The sequence below is a fragment of the Kribbella sp. NPDC058693 genome, from assembly GCF_042715335.1.
GTDB classification, from domain to species: Bacteria; Actinomycetota; Actinomycetes; order Propionibacteriales; family Kribbellaceae; genus Kribbella; species Kribbella jiaozuonensis.
In genome coordinates this window covers 1,418,628-1,435,511 of the sequence record NZ_JBHXSQ010000004.1, presented here as the reverse complement: position 1 = coordinate 1,435,511, position 16,884 = coordinate 1,418,628, and the positions used below count along the sequence as shown (strand labels likewise).

13 protein-coding genes are annotated in these 16,884 nt (G+C 68.2%); 7 read left to right on the top strand and 6 right to left on the bottom strand.

Annotation, left to right across the window (positions count from 1 at the left end; genetic code table 11):
* The first annotated feature begins 49 nt into the window (after nucleotides 1-49).
* Nucleotides 50-1,108, top strand: a complete 1,059-nt coding sequence (locus ACFWUU_RS33320; protein WP_380181805.1) for an aminotransferase class V-fold PLP-dependent enzyme — start codon at nucleotides 50-52, stop codon at nucleotides 1,106-1,108.
* A 46-nt stretch (nucleotides 1,109-1,154) separates the two neighbouring features.
* On the opposite strand, the gene ACFWUU_RS33315 is transcribed toward ACFWUU_RS33320, so the two are convergent.
* Nucleotides 1,155-3,098 (bottom strand): DEAD/DEAH box helicase, encoded by a 1,944-nt coding sequence (locus ACFWUU_RS33315; protein ID WP_380181463.1) that lies wholly within the window; start codon nucleotides 3,096-3,098, stop codon nucleotides 1,155-1,157.
* Nucleotides 3,099-3,461: 363 nt separating this feature from the next.
* On the opposite strand from ACFWUU_RS33315, the gene soxR reads away from it, so the two are divergent.
* Nucleotides 3,462-3,938 carry a redox-sensitive transcriptional activator SoxR gene (gene soxR / locus ACFWUU_RS33310; protein WP_130446382.1) on the top strand — a complete coding sequence of 159 codons (477 nt, stop codon included), beginning with the start codon at nucleotides 3,462-3,464 and terminating at the stop codon, nucleotides 3,936-3,938.
* On the opposite strand, the gene ACFWUU_RS33305 is transcribed toward soxR, so the two are convergent.
* Nucleotides 3,933-4,493 carry a TetR/AcrR family transcriptional regulator gene (locus tag ACFWUU_RS33305; protein ID WP_380181461.1) on the bottom strand — a complete coding sequence of 187 codons (561 nt, stop codon included), beginning with the start codon at nucleotides 4,491-4,493 and terminating at the stop codon, nucleotides 3,933-3,935. The two genes, soxR and ACFWUU_RS33305, sit on opposite strands and share 6 nt — an antisense overlap.
* 52 nt (nucleotides 4,494-4,545) lie before the next feature.
* On the opposite strand from ACFWUU_RS33305, the gene ACFWUU_RS33300 reads away from it, so the two are divergent.
* The 3 genes from ACFWUU_RS33300 (at nucleotide 4,546) to ACFWUU_RS33290 (ending at nucleotide 8,191) form a co-directional block, all read left to right on the top strand.
* A complete protein-coding gene (locus ACFWUU_RS33300; protein ID WP_380181459.1) occupies nucleotides 4,546-5,421 on the top strand; it encodes an alpha/beta fold hydrolase in 876 nt (291 codons plus the stop codon).
* A gap of 163 nt (nucleotides 5,422-5,584) precedes the next feature.
* Complete coding sequence (gene snpA / locus ACFWUU_RS33295) at nucleotides 5,585-6,277, top strand: snapalysin (RefSeq protein ID WP_380181457.1); 693 nt, start codon at nucleotides 5,585-5,587, stop codon at nucleotides 6,275-6,277.
* Nucleotides 6,278-6,412: 135 nt separating this feature from the next.
* Nucleotides 6,413-8,191, top strand: a complete 1,779-nt coding sequence (locus ACFWUU_RS33290; protein WP_380181455.1) for a LamG-like jellyroll fold domain-containing protein — start codon at nucleotides 6,413-6,415, stop codon at nucleotides 8,189-8,191.
* Here the strand turns inward: ACFWUU_RS33290 and ACFWUU_RS33285 are convergent.
* Nucleotides 8,175-9,203, bottom strand: coding sequence for a LacI family DNA-binding transcriptional regulator (locus ACFWUU_RS33285; protein WP_380181453.1), 1,029 nt, complete (start codon nucleotides 9,201-9,203; stop codon nucleotides 8,175-8,177). The two genes, ACFWUU_RS33290 and ACFWUU_RS33285, sit on opposite strands and share 17 nt — an antisense overlap.
* A gap of 223 nt (nucleotides 9,204-9,426) precedes the next feature.
* Between ACFWUU_RS33285 and ACFWUU_RS33280 the strand changes: the two genes are divergently transcribed.
* Nucleotides 9,427-10,506, top strand: a complete 1,080-nt coding sequence (locus ACFWUU_RS33280; protein ID WP_137252571.1) for an ABC transporter ATP-binding protein — start codon at nucleotides 9,427-9,429, stop codon at nucleotides 10,504-10,506.
* Between the two features lie 19 nt (nucleotides 10,507-10,525).
* On the opposite strand, the gene ACFWUU_RS33275 is transcribed toward ACFWUU_RS33280, so the two are convergent.
* Nucleotides 10,526-11,518, bottom strand: coding sequence for a glycosyltransferase family 2 protein (locus tag ACFWUU_RS33275; RefSeq protein WP_137252570.1), 993 nt, complete (start codon nucleotides 11,516-11,518; stop codon nucleotides 10,526-10,528).
* A gap of 66 nt (nucleotides 11,519-11,584) precedes the next feature.
* On the opposite strand from ACFWUU_RS33275, the gene ACFWUU_RS33270 reads away from it, so the two are divergent.
* The gene (locus ACFWUU_RS33270; RefSeq protein WP_380181451.1) at nucleotides 11,585-14,071 is read left to right on the top strand and encodes a YfhO family protein; all 2,487 of its coding nucleotides are present in this window, start codon (nucleotides 11,585-11,587) and stop codon (nucleotides 14,069-14,071) included.
* A 490-nt stretch (nucleotides 14,072-14,561) separates the two neighbouring features.
* Here the strand turns inward: ACFWUU_RS33270 and ACFWUU_RS33265 are convergent, their stop codons facing one another.
* Together ACFWUU_RS33265 and ACFWUU_RS33260 are read right to left on the bottom strand one after the other, a co-directional pair.
* The gene (locus ACFWUU_RS33265) at nucleotides 14,562-15,551 is read right to left on the bottom strand and encodes an ABC transporter permease subunit (RefSeq protein WP_380181449.1); all 990 of its coding nucleotides are present in this window, start codon (nucleotides 15,549-15,551) and stop codon (nucleotides 14,562-14,564) included.
* Nucleotides 15,551-16,471 carry an ABC transporter ATP-binding protein gene (locus ACFWUU_RS33260; protein WP_380181447.1) on the bottom strand — a complete coding sequence of 307 codons (921 nt, stop codon included), beginning with the start codon at nucleotides 16,469-16,471 and terminating at the stop codon, nucleotides 15,551-15,553. Before ACFWUU_RS33260 ends, ACFWUU_RS33265 begins: the two co-directional genes overlap by 1 nt.
* Nucleotides 16,472-16,884 lie beyond the last annotated feature (413 nt).

The window sequence follows — 16,884 nt, the reverse complement described above, 5'->3', positions numbered from 1 at the left end:
GGGCAGGCTGGAGCGGAGCGGAAGCCTGTTTGAGCGTTACCGCTTGAGTGTGGTGATCAACGCCAAGGGGACGTACACCCCGCTCGGGGTGTCCAGGAGTTCCGACGGGGTGGCCGAGGCCGTCGCACAGGCTCTGCCGGAGTTCTTCGTGATGGACGAGCTCGGCGATCGCGCCAGCGAGGCCATCGCGCAGGTGACCGGCGCCCAGGCCGGCGCGGTCGTGCACTGCACCGCGGCCGGCATCACGCTCTCGGTCGCGGCGACGATGACCGGCGGCGATCCCCGGCGTACTGCGGCGTTGCCGGACGCAACCGACATGCACAACCGCGTCGTCCTGCCCGCTTGCCAGGTGATCGACTACGGACACACCAACCTGCAAGGGATCCGGCTCGCCGGCGCGCAGGTCGACCTTGCCGGCGACGAGGACGGTTGCACGATCGCCGAGCTGGAGGACGAGCTCGACGGACCGGACGTTGCGTGCCTGATGCTGGTCGCATCCAGGCTGACCCGCGGCGAGCCGATCGACCTCGTCGCGGCGGTCCGTGCCGCGCACCGTCGCGGCGTACCGGCGATCGTCGACGCGGCCGCGCAGTTCCCGCGGATCGCGGACCTGCTCGCGAGCGGCGCGGATCTGGTGCTGGTGAGCGGGCAGAAGTACCTCGGCTCACCGACCGCCGGGCTCGTCGCCGGGAGCTGGCCGCTGGTCCAGGCACTCCGAGCGCAGGAGAAGGGCATCGGGCGGGTGATGAAGCCGACGAAGGAAGCGATCGTCGGAGTACTCGCGGCTCTCGAGGAGTGGCAGGCGTTCGACCGGGTGAAGTGGGAGGCGGACGAGCTCGCGAAGGTCGATGCGTTCGTTGCCGCTGCCTCCCGGATTCCGGACGTGACCGCTGAGGCCGTCCAGGACCCGACCGGTCTGCAGGTGTCCCGGGTCCTGCTCAAGGTCGCCGACGCCAAACGCCTCGCGACCGAGCTCGAGGCCGGTACGCCGTCGATCTACGTGATGACGGATCGGATGGCCGAGGGCGAACTGATGCTCGAGCTGATCCCGCTCGACGACGAGGAGATCGCGACGATCCTCGCCCGGCTCTGGGCCGTCCTGACATGAGTCGGCCCTGATCCCCTTGTGGTGAAGGGAATCAGGGCCGAATTGCTCAGTGCTGGTACGACTTGTTGCCGTTGCTGCGGCGCGGGCCACCGCTGCCGCCGCGGCCTTCGTAGCCACGCGGACGGCTGCTGCCGAACCGCTTGCCACCCTTGCCGCCGCCCTTGCCGAAGCGCTGCGGCTTCGGGGCCGGAAGCTTCACCGGGTACCCGGACGGCTTGGTGCCGCCGGTCAGCTCGGTGACGAGCTCGTCGCCCGGACGGGCCCGGACCGGCTCGGCCTTGACGCCGGCCGACTCGGCCATCCGGATCATCCCGCGCCGCTGGTGCGGGAGCAGGAGGGTGACGACGGCGCCCTTGCCACCGGCACGCGCCGTACGACCGGCACGGTGCAGGTAGTCCTTGTGCTCCGCCGGCGGGTCAGCCTGGACGACCAGGCCGACGTCGTCGACGTGGATGCCGCGCGCGGCGACATCCGTTGCCACCAGCACCGGAACCGACCCGTCCTTGAACTGGTCCAGCGTCCGGTTCCGCATGCCCTGGGTCAGGCCGCCGTGCAACGCCGCGGCCATCACGCCGCGGTCGCGCAACTGGGTGGCGATCCGGTCGGCGCCGAGCTTGGTGCGGACGAACACGATCGTCCGGCCGTCGCGGCTGGCCAGCTCGGCCGTCAGCGACTGCTTGTGCGCCGGCTCGATCACCAACAGGTGGTGCTCCATCGTGGTGACGGTGGCCTGGCCGGACTCGGTCGAGTGCGTGACCGGGTCCTTCAGGTACGTCTTCACGATCGTGTCGACGTCGTTGTCGAGCGTCGCGGAGAACAGCAGGCGCTGGCCCTCCGGCGGCGTCATGTCGAGCAGCGTGGTGACGGCGGGCATGAAGCCCATGTCGCACATGTGGTCGGCCTCGTCGAGCACCGCGATCTCCACGGCGCCGAGGTCGGCCGCACCCTGCTCGCACAGGTCGATCAGGCGGCCCGGGGTAGCGATCAGCAGGTCGACACCACGACGGAGCGCGTCGATCTGCTTCGGGTACGGGAGACCGCCGGCGATCAGCTTGAGCGACACGTTCATCACGTGCGCGAGCGGCTCGAGGGCGTCGTGCACCTGCATCGCGAGCTCGCGGGTCGGGACCAGGATCATCCCGCGCGGACGGCGCGACTCGGTGTGGCCGCCGGCCAGGCGCATCAGCGTCGGGAGACCGAAGCCGAGGGTCTTGCCGGAACCGGTCTGACCGCGGCCGAGTACGTCCTTGCCGGCCAGCGCGTCCGGGATGGTCGCAGCTTGGATCGGGAACGGCGCGGTGATGCCGTCGCGGGCCAGTCGCTGCACCATCCGCGGCGCGATGCCGAGCGCGGCGAACTGGTTGTCGTCGGCAACGGTGCCGAGGTCGACGACCGGCTCCTCGCGGCGGACGGGCTCCTCGCGGCGAGCCTCCTGCGAAGGACGCCGGACGAACGGCTTGTCGTCCCGCCGGTACGACGAACGGTCGTCGCGGCGGTACTGCGGACGCTCGCCCCGCGCGCGGTCGTCGCCGCCACGGAACGCAGGCTTGTCGTCACGCCGGTACTGCGGCCGGTCGCCACGGTCGTTGCGGTCGTCGCGCGCGTACTGCGGCCGGTCACCACGGTCGTTGCGGTCGTCGCGCGCGTACTGCGGCCGGTCACCACGGTCGTTGCGCGCGTACTGCGGCTTGTCGTCGCGGTTGTACTGCGGACGGTCGTCGCGGCTGCGGTTCTCGTAGCGCGGGCGCTCGTCGCGGTTGCGGTCGGTGCTGCGGTCATAGCTGCGCTGACCGCGGTCGGGACGGGCCGGCTCGGAGCGGTAGCCCTTGACCGGCTTGTTGTCCTCACGCGGCTTGTCCGCAGGCGGCGCGTCGTACGACGCGTTCGCGGCGAGGCGCTCGCCGTACGACTGGTTCTGGTACTTCTTGTGCCGGGGCTTCTTGGCCCGCCCGTCAGCGGACTCGGAATCGTGCTGGTGGTGCTGGGTCACGCAAACTCTCTCTCGGATTCACGGACGAATGGCGCCGGATCGCAGCCGCAACGAAGCTCCGGTCACGAAATCATGACCGGACAACGTGCTCAGCAGGAGACGGGCATCGACCTGCGGGTGCTATCGCGTTGCACCCATGTCGCCGGATCTTCAGCGGATGCCGAAACCGACGGGTCGGAGCGCCTGGGAACATCTCTGGTGACGCGACGCGCGCACCGACACGAGAAAAGTATAACCGATCGCGACAGCCGCCCTGACCACACCGTCGGAGACCAGACCACCCGGCCGACTGGTGCTCCCGGCATCCACCCGGCACAGTTCAAGCTAGCTTGAGTTCTTGGAACGCCGTCCTAGGGTGGCGGTATGGCGGAGGAGAACGTCCCGAGCAAGGAGCACTGGCTCTCGATCGGGGAGATCGCACATCGGTCCGGGGTGGCGGCGTCGGCGTTGCGGTTCTACGAGGATCAGGGGCTGATCGCGTCCCGGCGTACGGCCGGCAACCAGCGTCAGTACCAGCGGAGCACGCTGCGGCGGATCGCGTTCGTGCAGGCGGCCCAGCGGGTCGGTCTCGCGCTCGCAGAGATCAAGGGCGCGCTGGACTCGCTCCCCGAGGACCGGACGCCGACGCGCGCCGACTGGAGCAAGCTGTCGAAGACCTGGCGCAGCCGTCTCGACGAGCGCATCGCCGAGCTCGAGCGCCTCCGTGACGACCTCGACACGTGCATCGGCTGCGGCTGCCTCAGCCTCCAGCGCTGCAACCTCTACAACAAGGAAGACCGCCTGGCCACGCGCGGCCCCGGCGCCCGTCTCCTCAACGTCGGCATCCCCGGCGAGTCATAACAGCCCGCGCTCGACAACGCCGACGAGCAGCTCGGCGGCGGCTCCTGCGTCGTACTCCGGATCTCTCATCGACTCGGACACGATCGCGTCGATGCCCCCGCCGATCACCAGCGCCGCGGACCTGAGATCCACCTCGCCGGTGAGCCTACGCGCAGCCCGCGCCGCGGCGATCAGGTCTGCCACGGCCGACCAGCGCGCCTTCGAATCGGCCAGCGGCGCGACCGAGGTCATCGCCTCGACGATCATCCGCACGTGCCGCGGCCGCTCCCGGAGATGCCCGATCATCGCCCGGATGTACGCCGCCGGCGCGTCGGCCGGGCCCGCAGCATCGACCGCCGCCGCGACCGCCTCGACCAGCTCCGACAGCACCCGTGCGTGCGCCGCCTCGACGAGGGCCTGCTTCGACGGGAAGTGGTAGAGCACGCCCGCCTTGGTGATCCCGGCGCTCTCCGCGATCCGGCCGAGCGACGTCGCGGCGTACCCGTGGTCGGCCACCAGCTCGGTCGTCACGTCGATCAGCTGCGCCCGGCGCGCTTCCTCGATGAAGCTTGGCATGGGTCCAACTTACCGTATGGTGGGATTACCTACCAAGCGGTTAGGAGAGGTCATGATCGGCAGTTGGAGAGGCGCCGCCGGGCGCGAGGACTATCGGCGTAAATACGACGCTGCGATGCGGGACCTCCCCGCGCCGTCTGCGGCCGACGACGTGCACACCGACTACGGCGACGTCCGCGTGTACAGGTTTGCCGGGGCCGGCCGGGGCCTGGATCCGCTCGTCCTGCTGCCCGGCACGTCATCCGGGACGCCGGTTTGGGCCGACTGTTTGAAGTACCTGCTGGCGATCACCGACGTCTACGCGATCGACCTGCTCGGTGAGCCCGGGATGAGCGTGCAGACTGCGGCCATCAGCTCGGACGAGGACAAGGCGGCCTGGCTGGACCAGACGCTGGCGGGCCTGCCGGAGCAGCGGTTCAACCTGCTCGGGCTGTCGATCGGCGGGTGGACGGCGATGAATCTCGCCGTACGGCGGCCGGAGCGGGTTGCGACCGTCACCACGCTGGATGCGGTCAACGTGTACGACGGCATACCGCTCGGGACCGTGCTTCGATCGCTGCCGGCTGCGGTGAAGTGGCTGCCGCGGTCGTGGCGGGACCGGTTCAACTCGTACACCGCGGGAGGGAAGCCGGTGGAGCACGTGCCGGTCGCGGACATGATCGAGTCCGGCATGAAGAACTACACGATCCGCCAGCCGCAACCACGCCGCATCACCGAGGAGCAGTTGTCCGCGCTCCCGATGCCGGTGCTCGCGATCATCGCCGGCCGGTCGGTGATGCATCGCCCCGCGATTGCCCGCAGTACTGCGGAGCGGGCGTTGCGCACGAAGACCGTCGCGTTCTATCCGGACGCGTCGCACGCGATCAGCGGTGAGTACCCCGCCGAGCTCGCCGGCGACCTGCGCACGTTCCTTCTCGAACACTCATAGCCCGGGAGCTATGTCCGACATAGAACGGCGGCCGTGATTCGCGGGTTAACCCGTGGGTTTTCCGCGATGTGATGCGGAATTCCGAGGCGCTTGGGAGCATCCGATGGTGGCGATCGGTAATCCGCCCGTCGCTATCCGCCACCGATTCGGAGTGAGGCCCTCCATGTCGCATCGCCGTATCCTGACCAGTCTCGCGGGGCTTGCCGCCGCCGCGCTGGCCGTGCCCGCGCTCGCAGCGTCCCCCTCGACTGCCGCGCCGGCCCTTGATTCGCACAGCTCGCACGTCTCCACCGCCGCCACCCGCGCGGCGTACGTCGGCTCGCCGCAGGACGAAGCCGCCACCAAGGCGTTCTACGACGCCGTGATGAAGTCCGCCCGCGCCAAGATGGCCAAGCAGGCCAGGTCCGGCCAGAAGGTCACCGCGGTCACGGTCACGTACGCCGTCGACGCGCCGAGCTTCGCGTCCCAGATCGCGTCCAGCTCGTCGATCTGGAACTCGAGCGTCAGCAACGTGAAGCTCGTCGAGGGCAGCAACTACGACTTCTACTACACCGAGGGCAACGACCCACGTGGTTCGTACGCGTCCACCGACGGCCACGGCAGCGGCTACGTCTTCATCGACTACGCCCAGGCCCAGGAGTACGACTCCACCCGGATCACCGCCCACGAGACCGGCCACGTGCTCGGCCTGCCCGACCACTACTCCGGCCCGTGCTCCGAACTGATGTCCGGCGGCGGCCCCGGCCCGTCCTGCACCAACCCGTACCCCGACGCCACCGAGCGCTCCAAGGTCAACGCCCTCTGGGCCAACGGCTTCGCCAAGGCCACCAAGGCCGCCTTCCACACCTCCAAGTAGCCCCGAAACCTCCGGCCCGGAGCCGCCCGGCAGGGGACGGCTTCCGGGCCGGAGCTATCCCGGAGGACATAGGACGTACTACGACACGCCGCCACGGCCCGCCTGACCTGCACGTTCTCCCGAAGACTGGTAGGTATGAGAGCCGGGAGGGTGGTACTTGCGCTACTTGTGCTGGTGACGGCCTGTCTGACAGGTCCGGCGTACGGCGTAGGTCTCGAGGGGAAGGCGATCCTGTCGCCGAACACCGGGCCGTACAAATGTTTTCGGATCCCCGCGCTGGTCCGGGGCAACGACGGGACCTTGGTGCTGTTCGCCGAGGGGCGGAAGCCGACGTGTGGGGATGTCGGCGAACACGACGTGGTGATGGTGCGATCGACCGACGGCGGTGCGAACTGGAGTGCACCACAGGCGGTCCATGAAGGTGTCAGCTCGACGGCCCACAACCCCACACCGGTCGTGGACGCCAAGACGGGCCGGATCGCGCTGCTGACGACGCGGGACTACAACACCGTGTGGGCGCAGTACAGCGACGACAACTGGGCGACGTGGACACAGCCCGTGGAGATCACCACCAGCGTGAAACTGCCGGAGTGGAGCAGCTACGCCACCGGACCGTCCCATGGCATCCAGTTGCGGCGCGGGCCGCACCCGGATCGGCTCGTCGTCGGCGCTCACTACGCGACGACGGCTGGTGACCGTAAAGGCGGCGCGCTCCTCTACAGCGACGACAGCGGCGTGACTTGGCACCTCGGCGCCCACGACGACTCCGCCGACCCAGCGCTCCGCGTCCAGGAGTTGTCGACGTTCGAGCGACCCGACGGCTCGATCTTCGCGTTCGCCCGCGACGAAGGCGGGACCAACCCGTCGACGGTCGCCTCGGCGATCTCGAGCGACGCCGGCGAGACGTTCTCCACCGGGTTCCACGCCGACGCGGCCGAGCAGAGCCTCGCCGTACCGACGGTGCAGGCGTCGACGCTGGAACTGCGGGCGACCGACCAAGGCGATCGCTACAACCGCGTCCTGCTCGCGTCCCCGACCCGATTGGGCGACACCCGCGAGAACCTGACGATTCGGTCGACGTTCAAGGGCGGCACGGAGTGGGTCGATCCCGGCGGCGGCACCGTGATCTACGGCGGTATGTGCGCCTACACGGATATGACCCAGCTCAACGACAACACCGTGGCACTCGTCTACGAACGAGCGGTCAACTGGTCGACCGGGTACATCTGGTTCACCACGTTCACCGAGACCGATATCGGTCTGCCCGACGGCAACACCTCCGGCGTACCCACCACACCTGATGCCTCCGGCAACAATCTGACCGGCTACCTCCGCGGCCCGGTCTCGGTCGCGGGCAAGTTCGGTACGGCGATCTCGCTCGACGGCACCGACGACTACGTCCAGCTGCCGTTCGCGGAGAAGCTCGCGGTCAGCAGCGGCGACTTCACCTGGACCGGATGGTTCAAGTACGGCGCCAGCACCGCCGACCAGCCACTGCTGTGGGCCTACAACCAGGGCGATGGTTTCTCGCAGCTCTGGCTCCGCGCCGAGCCGGCGAGCAACCGCCTCCGAGCATTGGCCGAGAGCGGCGGGACCGCCGTCACGCTTGCCACCACCAAGTCCTACAACGACCAGGCCTGGCACCACTTCGCGCTGTCCCGCCAGGGCAACACATTCACCCTGTACGTCGACGGTGCGGCGGCCGCGACCGTCACCGGCGCCATCGGCTCGGTCAGTCCGAAGCGACCGTTCCAGATCCACCTCGGCCAACGCCTTGACGCCGCGCAGCATCTCCGCGGCGCGCTCGACGACTTCCGTCTGTACAACCGCGCACTGACGCCGGCCGAGATCACGTCGATCTACACGACCAACTCGACCACCCCGCCCGGGCTGCGGCTCAGGTATCCCTTCTGACCGGACCTGTCGAGCCCCGGACGACCAGTTCGGGGCGGAACAGGAACTCGGTGTGGGGTGTGGCGTGGCCGCGGACTTCTTCGAGCAAGGATTGGACTGCAGCGAGGCCCATCGCCTGGACCGGTTGGCGGATGGTGGTCATCGGGGGGTCGGTGAATTCCATCATCGGGGCGTCGTCGTAGCCGACGACCGAGATGTCGCCTGGTACGGCGAGGCCGCGTTGGCGGGCGGCTCGGATGACGCCGAGGGCCATCATGTCGGAGCCGCAGACGACCGCGGTGACGCCTGCGTCGAGCAGTTGCCGGCCGGCTGCCTCGCCGCCCTCGACGCCGAACATGCTCAGCGCGACCATCGGATCGATGTCCTCGTCCGACACCCCCAGCTGCGCCTTCATCGAGGTCCGGTACCCGGCGAGTTTCCGCTGTACGACGATGAACCGCTCGGGCCCGGACGCGAACCCGATCCGGCGGTGGCCGAGGGCAACGAGATGCGCGACCGCGAGCTCCATCGCGGCGTACTCGTCCGAGGACACGAACGGCGCCTCGACGGACGGCAGCCACCCGTTCACGAACACCACGGGCAGTCGGCGATCGACCAGCGCCTGGTACCGGGCGTGGTCCGCGCCGGTGTCGGCGTGCAGCCCGGAGACGAAGATGATTCCGGAGACGCCGCGCTCGAGCAGCATCTCGACGTACTCCTCCTCCGTGGCTCCGGAGGGTGACTGTGTGCAGAGGACCGGGGTGAAGCCGCGCTGCGACAGCGCCGACTCGATCACCTGGGCGAACGCCGGGAAGATCGGGTTGATCAGCTCGGGCATGACGAGCCCGATCAGGCCCGCCGACCGCCGCCGCAACCGGGTCGGCCGTTCGAACCCGAGGACGTCGAGGGCAGTCAGGACCGACTGTTTGGTCTCGTCCGCGACCCCGGGCTTGCCGTTCAGTACCCGCGAGACCGTCGCCTCACTGACCCCCGCCTTGGCCGCGATATCCGCCAGCCGCGCTCTGCTACTCACGCCCGGCACTGTACCCAGCCCGAACCTGACTTTTCAGCAAGATCCTGCAAGAACTTGCAGACTGCGCATGGGTGTCCACTACGTGAACAGAACGGACACGTCACACGCCGCATACCTTGTCAGGACGAGCGGGCCAGGCGAGGATAGGCGGACTCCCCCGCCTCGGGGGTGCCTTTACTCGGATCGTCCGGCACGTTCCTGCCGGTGAAGGGAAGAAATCGTCATGGCTACTGTTTCGTTCAAGTCGGCGACCCGGATCTACCCCGGTTCCGACACTCCTGCTGTCGACAAGCTCAACCTCGAGATCGAGGACGGCGAGTTCATGGTGCTCGTCGGCCCGTCAGGTTGTGGTAAGTCCACCTCGCTCCGGATGCTCGCCGGCCTCGAAGAGGTCAACGAGGGTTCGATCTACATCGGCGACCGCGACGTCACGCACCGTCCGCCGAAGGAGCGGGACATCGCGATGGTGTTCCAGAACTACGCGCTGTACCCGCACATGTCGGTCGCCGACAACATGGGCTTCGCGCTGAAGATGCAGGGCGTGTCCAAGGAGGACCGCGCCAAGCGCGTGATGGAGGCCGCCAAGCTGCTCGGCCTGGAGGAGTACCTGGAGCGCAAGCCGAAGGCCCTCTCCGGTGGTCAGCGTCAGCGTGTCGCCATGGGTCGCGCCATCGTGCGTAACCCGCAGGTCTTCCTGATGGACGAGCCGCTGTCGAACCTCGACGCCAAGCTGCGGGTGCAGACCCGTACGCAGATCGCCGAACTGCAGCAGCGTCTCGGTGTCACGACCGTGTACGTCACGCACGACCAGGTCGAGGCCATGACGATGGGCGACCGGGTGGCCGTCCTCAAGGACGGTCTGCTCCAGCAGGTCGACACCCCGCTGAACCTGTACGACAACCCGAAGAACAAGTTCGTCGCGGGCTTCATCGGCTCGCCGGCGATGAACCTGCTGACCGCGGACATCACCGACGGTGGCGCCAAGCTGGGCGACTACACGATTCCGATCGACCGCTCGGTGCTGGCCAAGGCCGGTAGCGACAAGACCCTGACCGTGGGCGTTCGCCCGGAGGCCTTCAAGGTCGCCGACGAGGGCCTGCCGGTGAAGGTCGCCGTGGTCGAGGAGCTCGGCGCGGACGCTTACCTGTACGGCACCGCCGAGCACTCCGATGACCACCAGCAGATCGTCGCCCGGATCGACGCCCGGATGTCGGTCGAGAAGGGCTCCACGGTCCGCCTGGCGGCGGTTCCGGACAAGCTGCACCTGTTCTCGACCTCCACCGACGAGCGGCTGACCGCCTGATCGTCAGCAGTAGTTGCGCCTACCGGCCCTGGGTGGTTCGTCCGCCCGGGGCCGGAGGTTCGTTCAGCCGGTCCACCGGGTTCATGTTGGTCTGCTTGAGCAGGTAATGCGGCCGTTTCTTGGTCTCGTAATAGATCCGGCCGATGTACTCGCCGATCACGCCGAGCATCACCATCTGCAGCCCGCCGAGCCCGGTGATCGCCGCGATCAGCGTGACGTACCCCGGCATGTCCACGCCGTGCAGGAGCGCGGCCACGAGCACCCAGATCGCGTACCCGGCAGCGACCGCGGTCAGCAGCAGGCCGACGTAGATCGCCATCCGCAGCGGCTTGTTGTTGAACGACAGCAGCCCGTCCAGCCCGTACTCCAGCAGTCGCCGGAACGTCCACCGGCTTTTGCGGTCCGGCGCCGCCTTCACGTTGTCGTACTCGAACAGGATCGACTCGAACCCGATCCAGGCGAACAGCCCTTTCGAGAACCGGTTGTACTCGTTCAGCTCGAGCAACCCGTCGACCGCGCGCCGCGACAGCAGCCGGAAGTCGCCGACGCCGTCCATCAGCTCGACATCGGCCCATTTGTTGATCAACCAGTAGTACGCCCGCGCGAACAGCGTCCGGGTGGCCGGGTCGCCGGTGCGGTTCCGCCGGGCGATGACCTGGTCGAAACCACGCTCGTACTCCGTCAGCATCCGGCCGATCAGTTCCGGCGGGTGCTGCAGGTCCGCGTCCATGATCACGACCGCGTCGCCGGTGGCGTACCGCAGGCCGGCCAGCATCGCGGCTTCCTTGCCGAAGTTGCGGCTGAACGACAGATAACGGACCGAGTCGTCGGTGGCTGCCAACCCTACGAGCGCCTCGAGCGTCCCATCACTACTGCCGTCGTCCACGTACACGACCTCGTACGGACGGCCGGTGGCATTCAGCTCGCGGCTGAGCGCCTCGTGGAACCGGTTGACCACCTCGACCTCGTTGTAACACGGCACCACTAGGCTCAGGCGCGTTGTCGGGCTCATGCGCAACTTCCAGGAAGGGCAGGGGAACGGTCGGTGGCCTCAGCGGACGGCGATTCACCAGGGGCAGTGCGGCGACGTTCGGCGCTGCTGCCCGCCGTCGTCGCCTTCGTCGTCGTGGCGGCGGTGTTCGCCACCTCCGGCATCATCCGCGGTACCTATCCCTTCGGTTCGCTGTCGCGCAGTACCAACGATCTTGGCACGCAGTACATCCCCTTCTTCGCCCACCTGTGGGACGTCCTGCACGGCCGGGCCCAGGGTGACCTGCTGTTCAACTGGCAGAGCGCCTTCGGGGTGGGCTTCCTGGCCGACTTCGGCGTCGATCTCGGCAGCCCATTGTCCCTGCTGGTGGGGTTGTTCCCGCGCCATCAGATCGACCTGGCCGTCTACGTCATCACCACCCTGAAGCTGAGCCTGGCCGGGGCCGCGATGGCGGCCCTACTGATGAAGATGCGTCCAGGCCCCCGCTGGGTTGCCGCAATGCTGGGTGTTTCGTACGGCGTCTGCGGCTGGGCGCTCGACGACGGATCGTACGTGCCGATGTGGCTGGACGGGCTGATCGCACTGCCGATGTTCTTCATGGTCGCGGAGTGGTCACTGCGCCGGACCAACCGGCTGCTCAGTGTGCTGGTGGTCGGCCTGTTCTGGCTGTCCAACTTCTACACCGCCTACATGGCAACGATCGCGGGTGGGATCTACCTGCTCGCCCGGGTGCTCACCAGCGACCTCAAGTGGTCGCTGCGGCTGCGGGCGATCCTGCGGCACGGCATCTCGTTCGTGCTCGGCATGGCCTTGGTCGCGCCCATCCTGCTACCGATCATCACCGCGAACCGCGCCGCAACGCCGTCCCCGTCCGGGATCTTCAACCCGTCCCAGCTGGACATCTTCCTGTCCCGCCTGCTGCCGCTGACCGAGGGCGTCGGGCGAACGGCCAGCCTGTACGTCGGAACCGTTGCGCTGCTGCTCGCGCTGACGATGCCGTTCAACAAGTTCGTGCCATGGCTGACCAAGATCGTCTGGGTTATTACGACCGTCCTGATCGCCTTATCGTTCAGGTGGCCGCCTACACAGGAGTTCTGGCACGCGTTCGACACCCCGAACGGCAGCCAGTACCGCGAGGCGTTCGTGCTCTGCGGCGTGATCGTGGTGATCGCGTGGGTCTCCGTGTCGCACAAGCTGCCCGGGCCGATCGCGTTGCTCGGCGGGGCTGCGTTGCTGGCGCTGATCGCCGTACTGTCCGACGGCAGCACGCTGCTGACCCGGCACTGGCGGTTCGCGCTGATCATGTCCGGAGTCGCGACTTTGGTTGCGTTCGGCACCATTTGGACGCTGCGGCGATTCACGATCACCCGGCGGGTCAAGTGGCCGGTGGCGGCTGCATTCGCCGCACTGCTTGCGGTTGTGGCCGTCGAGACCACCTGGTCCGCGGTGGTCACCGACGAGCGGCGCGGGCGGGTGCTCGGCGCGTCGGCCGCGGCGTGGGACGACAAGCAGACAGCGCGGTACGACGCGCTTCGGGCGGCGGGCCGTTGGCCGGCGTACCGGACCGAGCCGGGTACGTCGATCACGCCGAACGACCCGATGCTGCTCGGCGGACAGGGCGCCGGTCTGTACAGCAGCCTGTTGCCGCAGTCGACCAACGAGACGCTGACCAGCCTCGGTTTCGGCTGGTCCGGGTACGGTCGCGCGTCACGCACCCTCGACAACCCGGTCACCGACGCGATCTTCTCGGTCGGGGCGCGGATGCGGCTCGTCGGGACCGGCCAGCCGGACATCACCCGGTCCGATGCGCCGCCACTCGTCACCGTCCGGCGACGGCTCGGTGAAACGGTCCCGGCCGATACCGAGGCCCCGAACGCGTACGCGATCCAGGAACGGCTGCTCGGGAGCACGGTGTACGAAGTACCGAAGTACAAGGGCACGCGGTTCGAGACCGGCGACGTGAAGCTGGTCGCGGCGTGCACCCCTGGTACGTCGGCGTACCTGTTCATGCCGCGGGTCGGCGGACGGGCCCGGCTCGCGGACGGGCAGTGGCACGAACTGAGCGCGACGCGGCGGCCGGGGATCAATACGAGCAGCGCGATGATCGGGCTCGGGTCCGTCCCGAAGACCGGGGTGGTGCTGATCGAACTCAACTTCGGCGAGGACCCGCAGGGCATCCCACCGCACAGCGCGATCGGCTGTCTCAACCACCAGGCCCTGGCCAAGGCAATCCGACGGCTACGCGAGAGCGGGGCCAGCGATGTGGAGGCCGGCGGGCATGCGTTGCACGCGACTTTGCGCCCTGGCAGCACGGGATACGCCGTGGTCGCCGTACCGAAGATCGACGGGTGGATGTGCTCGGTGGGCGGGGGGAAGTCGCAGGTACCGCGCGATTACGGCGGCCTGGTCGCCGTACCGCTGACAGGCAGCGCGGACCGCATCGACTGCACCTTCATCCCACCGGGCTTCCGTCGAGGCCTGGCAATCGGCGGAGCAGCCGCCCTCCTCACCCTCGGAATCGTCCTCCTAGGCGCCGCACGCCGACGCCGCCGCACGCGACTAGCCGACGCGTAGTCCGTCCCACGCGTGGTGGGTGGTGAAGGCGGTCTGCCCCACGCGCACTACGCAGGCGCTTCCTTCGTCGCTGCGCTCCTCAGCGCGCCCACTCCGCACGCTCCCACCCACCCTCCGGCTGCCGCCGGCATTTCTTCCGGCTTATCGCCGGAGTGACTACTAGGTGGGACTGCTTCGTCGAGGTCGCACGTGACGCGTGGTGGAGGTGGTTCGCCCCACGCGCGCTACGCAGGCGCTTGCTTCGTCGCGATGCTCCTCAGCACGCCCGCTCCGCACGCTCCCACCCACCCGTCGGCTAGCGCCGACATTTGCCGGCTTATCGCCGGGTGACCGCTTGGTGGGACTGCTTCGTCGGGTCGAGCGTGGCGGGTGGTGGAGGTGGCTTGCCCCACGCGCGCGCGTCGACTGCGTTGGTGGGTCTGCTTCGTCATGGCGGAAGGTGATCGGTGGTGGAGGTGGACGGCGCCGGCGCGTGCTGCGCGGCGCTTGGCTAGTTGACGTCTCGGTGGTGGAAGACCCAGCCGCCGAGCGCGATCGCCACCACCGCGAGGATCGCCAGGTACCAGGCGCCGTGCTCGAACGTCAGCGTCTTCTGGACGTAGTCGCAGATGTAGCTGCCGTCGTTGCCGGTCTTGCATTCGGTGACGTAGTACTGCGCGTCGTGGCGGACGAAGGCGTCGAAGTTGACCTTCACGAGCCACGGCTGCGCCTTCTCCAGGAACGCCGCGAACACGCCCTCCGCGAGGACCAGATACGCCATCACCAACCCGATCGCGGCCGCCGTGTGCCGCAACAGCAGCCCGACAACACAGCCGAGCGCAGCCGCGAGTGCAGTCGTCACCACGGCCCGACCGCCGATCGCGCTCAGGTCTGCCCAGGTCTTGGACGTCGTACCCGCTGTGTCGCCCAGGTGGTCGACGATCAAGAACGTGCCTAGCAGCACGACCGCGAGCACCACCGCGGCGATCGGCACGAATCCGGTCGCCGCCGCGAGCAGCTTACTGCCATAGACCCGGATCCGACGCGGCTCGAACGTCAACCAGTTGCCGATAGCACCGGAACTGAACTCCGCGCCGAGGAAACTGGCCCCGATCAGGAACGCGGCGAAGGCCAGGAAGTACGACGACCCTTGCAGCAGGTCCGGCATGATCTGGGCGAACACCGTCGGCGGCTTGCCATAGTCCTCGAGCTTGGGTTCCGGGTACGCGCACATGTCCTCGAGCGTCGGCTTCGGGTCGGGCTGGGTCTTCCAGTCCTCTTCGCACTGCGCCCGGTTCTCGGCCGCGTGGTCGACCCAGTCCTTGTGCGCCAATTGGAACTGACGCTCGGCCTGCTGCTGTTCGGCCGCGGACAACGGGCGCGCGTCGAACCAGGTGGCGACGAGCAGCAACGCGGTGATGACGAACAGACCGGCAACGCCGATCATCGTGAGCCGGCGTGCGGTCAGCCGGCGGAGCTCGACCTTGGTGAGGCGGATCATCACAAGCCCTCGCCTTCGGTCAGCTCCAGGAACACCGACTCCAGGTCGGCGCGGACCGGGACGAGCTCCGACACGTACAACTCCTGGTGTGCGAGGCGACGGGTCACGTCAGCCGGGTCAGGCGCACCTTCGACGAGCAGGTAGTTGCCGTCGGCCCGCACGATCATCCCGGCTGCGGTGAGGATCCGGGTCGCGGCCCCGTGGTTGTCCACAGCAACCTTCACCGTTGGCGCCGTACTGCCACCGATGACCTCGGCAACCGTTCCGGAGGCGAGCAGGCGCCCGTGGCCGATGATCGAAACTGTGTCGGCGACCTGCTCGACCTCGGCCAAGATGTGGCTGCTGACTAGGACGGTCTTGCCCTGGTCACCGAGGCCCCGCATGGTCTCGCGGATCTCCCGGATGCCAGCCGGGTCGAGGCCATTCGTCGGCTCGTCGAAGATCAGCAGATCGGGCTCTTTGAGCAGCGTGGCGGCGATCGCCAGGCGTTGCTTCATGCCGAGCGAGTACGAGCGGAAGCGGTCGTTGCCACGTTCACCTAGCGAGGTCTGCTCAAGTACTTCGCCGACACGGGTGCGTGGAGCGCCGATCGCCTCGGCGAGCAGCTCGAGATTCTTCCGGCCCGTGAACGTCGGGAAGAACTTCGGCGACTCGACAATCGCACCAACCCGGCCGACTACCTCAGGCAGCTGTGCCGGCACGGTCTTTCCGAAGACCGTCATGGTGCCGGCATCAGATCGGACCAGGCCGAGCAGCATCCGGATCGAGGTCGTCTTCCCGGATCCGTTCGGTCCCAGGAACCCGTGCACGCCACCGGTCGGCACATCAAGATCAAGCCCTTGGACCGCAACAACCCTGCGCCCCCGCCGGGTCCGGTACGTCTTACGCAACCCCCGCGTACTGATGGCCACGTCGGACATCCACACCCCTCTCGTCAGACAGCAGACGCACAGCCTGACAGGTTTGTTCGCAAAACGCTGACGTGTTGAGGGGCGGAGGTGGTCTGCCCCACGCGTGCTACGCAGGCGCTCTCTTCGTCGCTACGCTCCTCAGCGCACCTGCTCCGCCCGCTCCCACCCACCCGTCGGCTGCCGCCGACATTTGCCGGCTTATCGCCGGGGCGACTGCTTGGTGGGACTGGTTCGTCAGGGTCGGACGTGGTGAGTGGTGGAGGTGGTCTGCCCACGCGCGCTGCGCAGCCGCTTTCTTCTTCGCGATGCTCCTCAACGCGCCCACTCCGCCCGCTCCCACCCACACTCCGGCTGCCGCCGACATCTGCCCTCTCGCCGGGGTGACTGCTAGGTGTATCTGGTTCGTCGGGTCGGACGTGGTG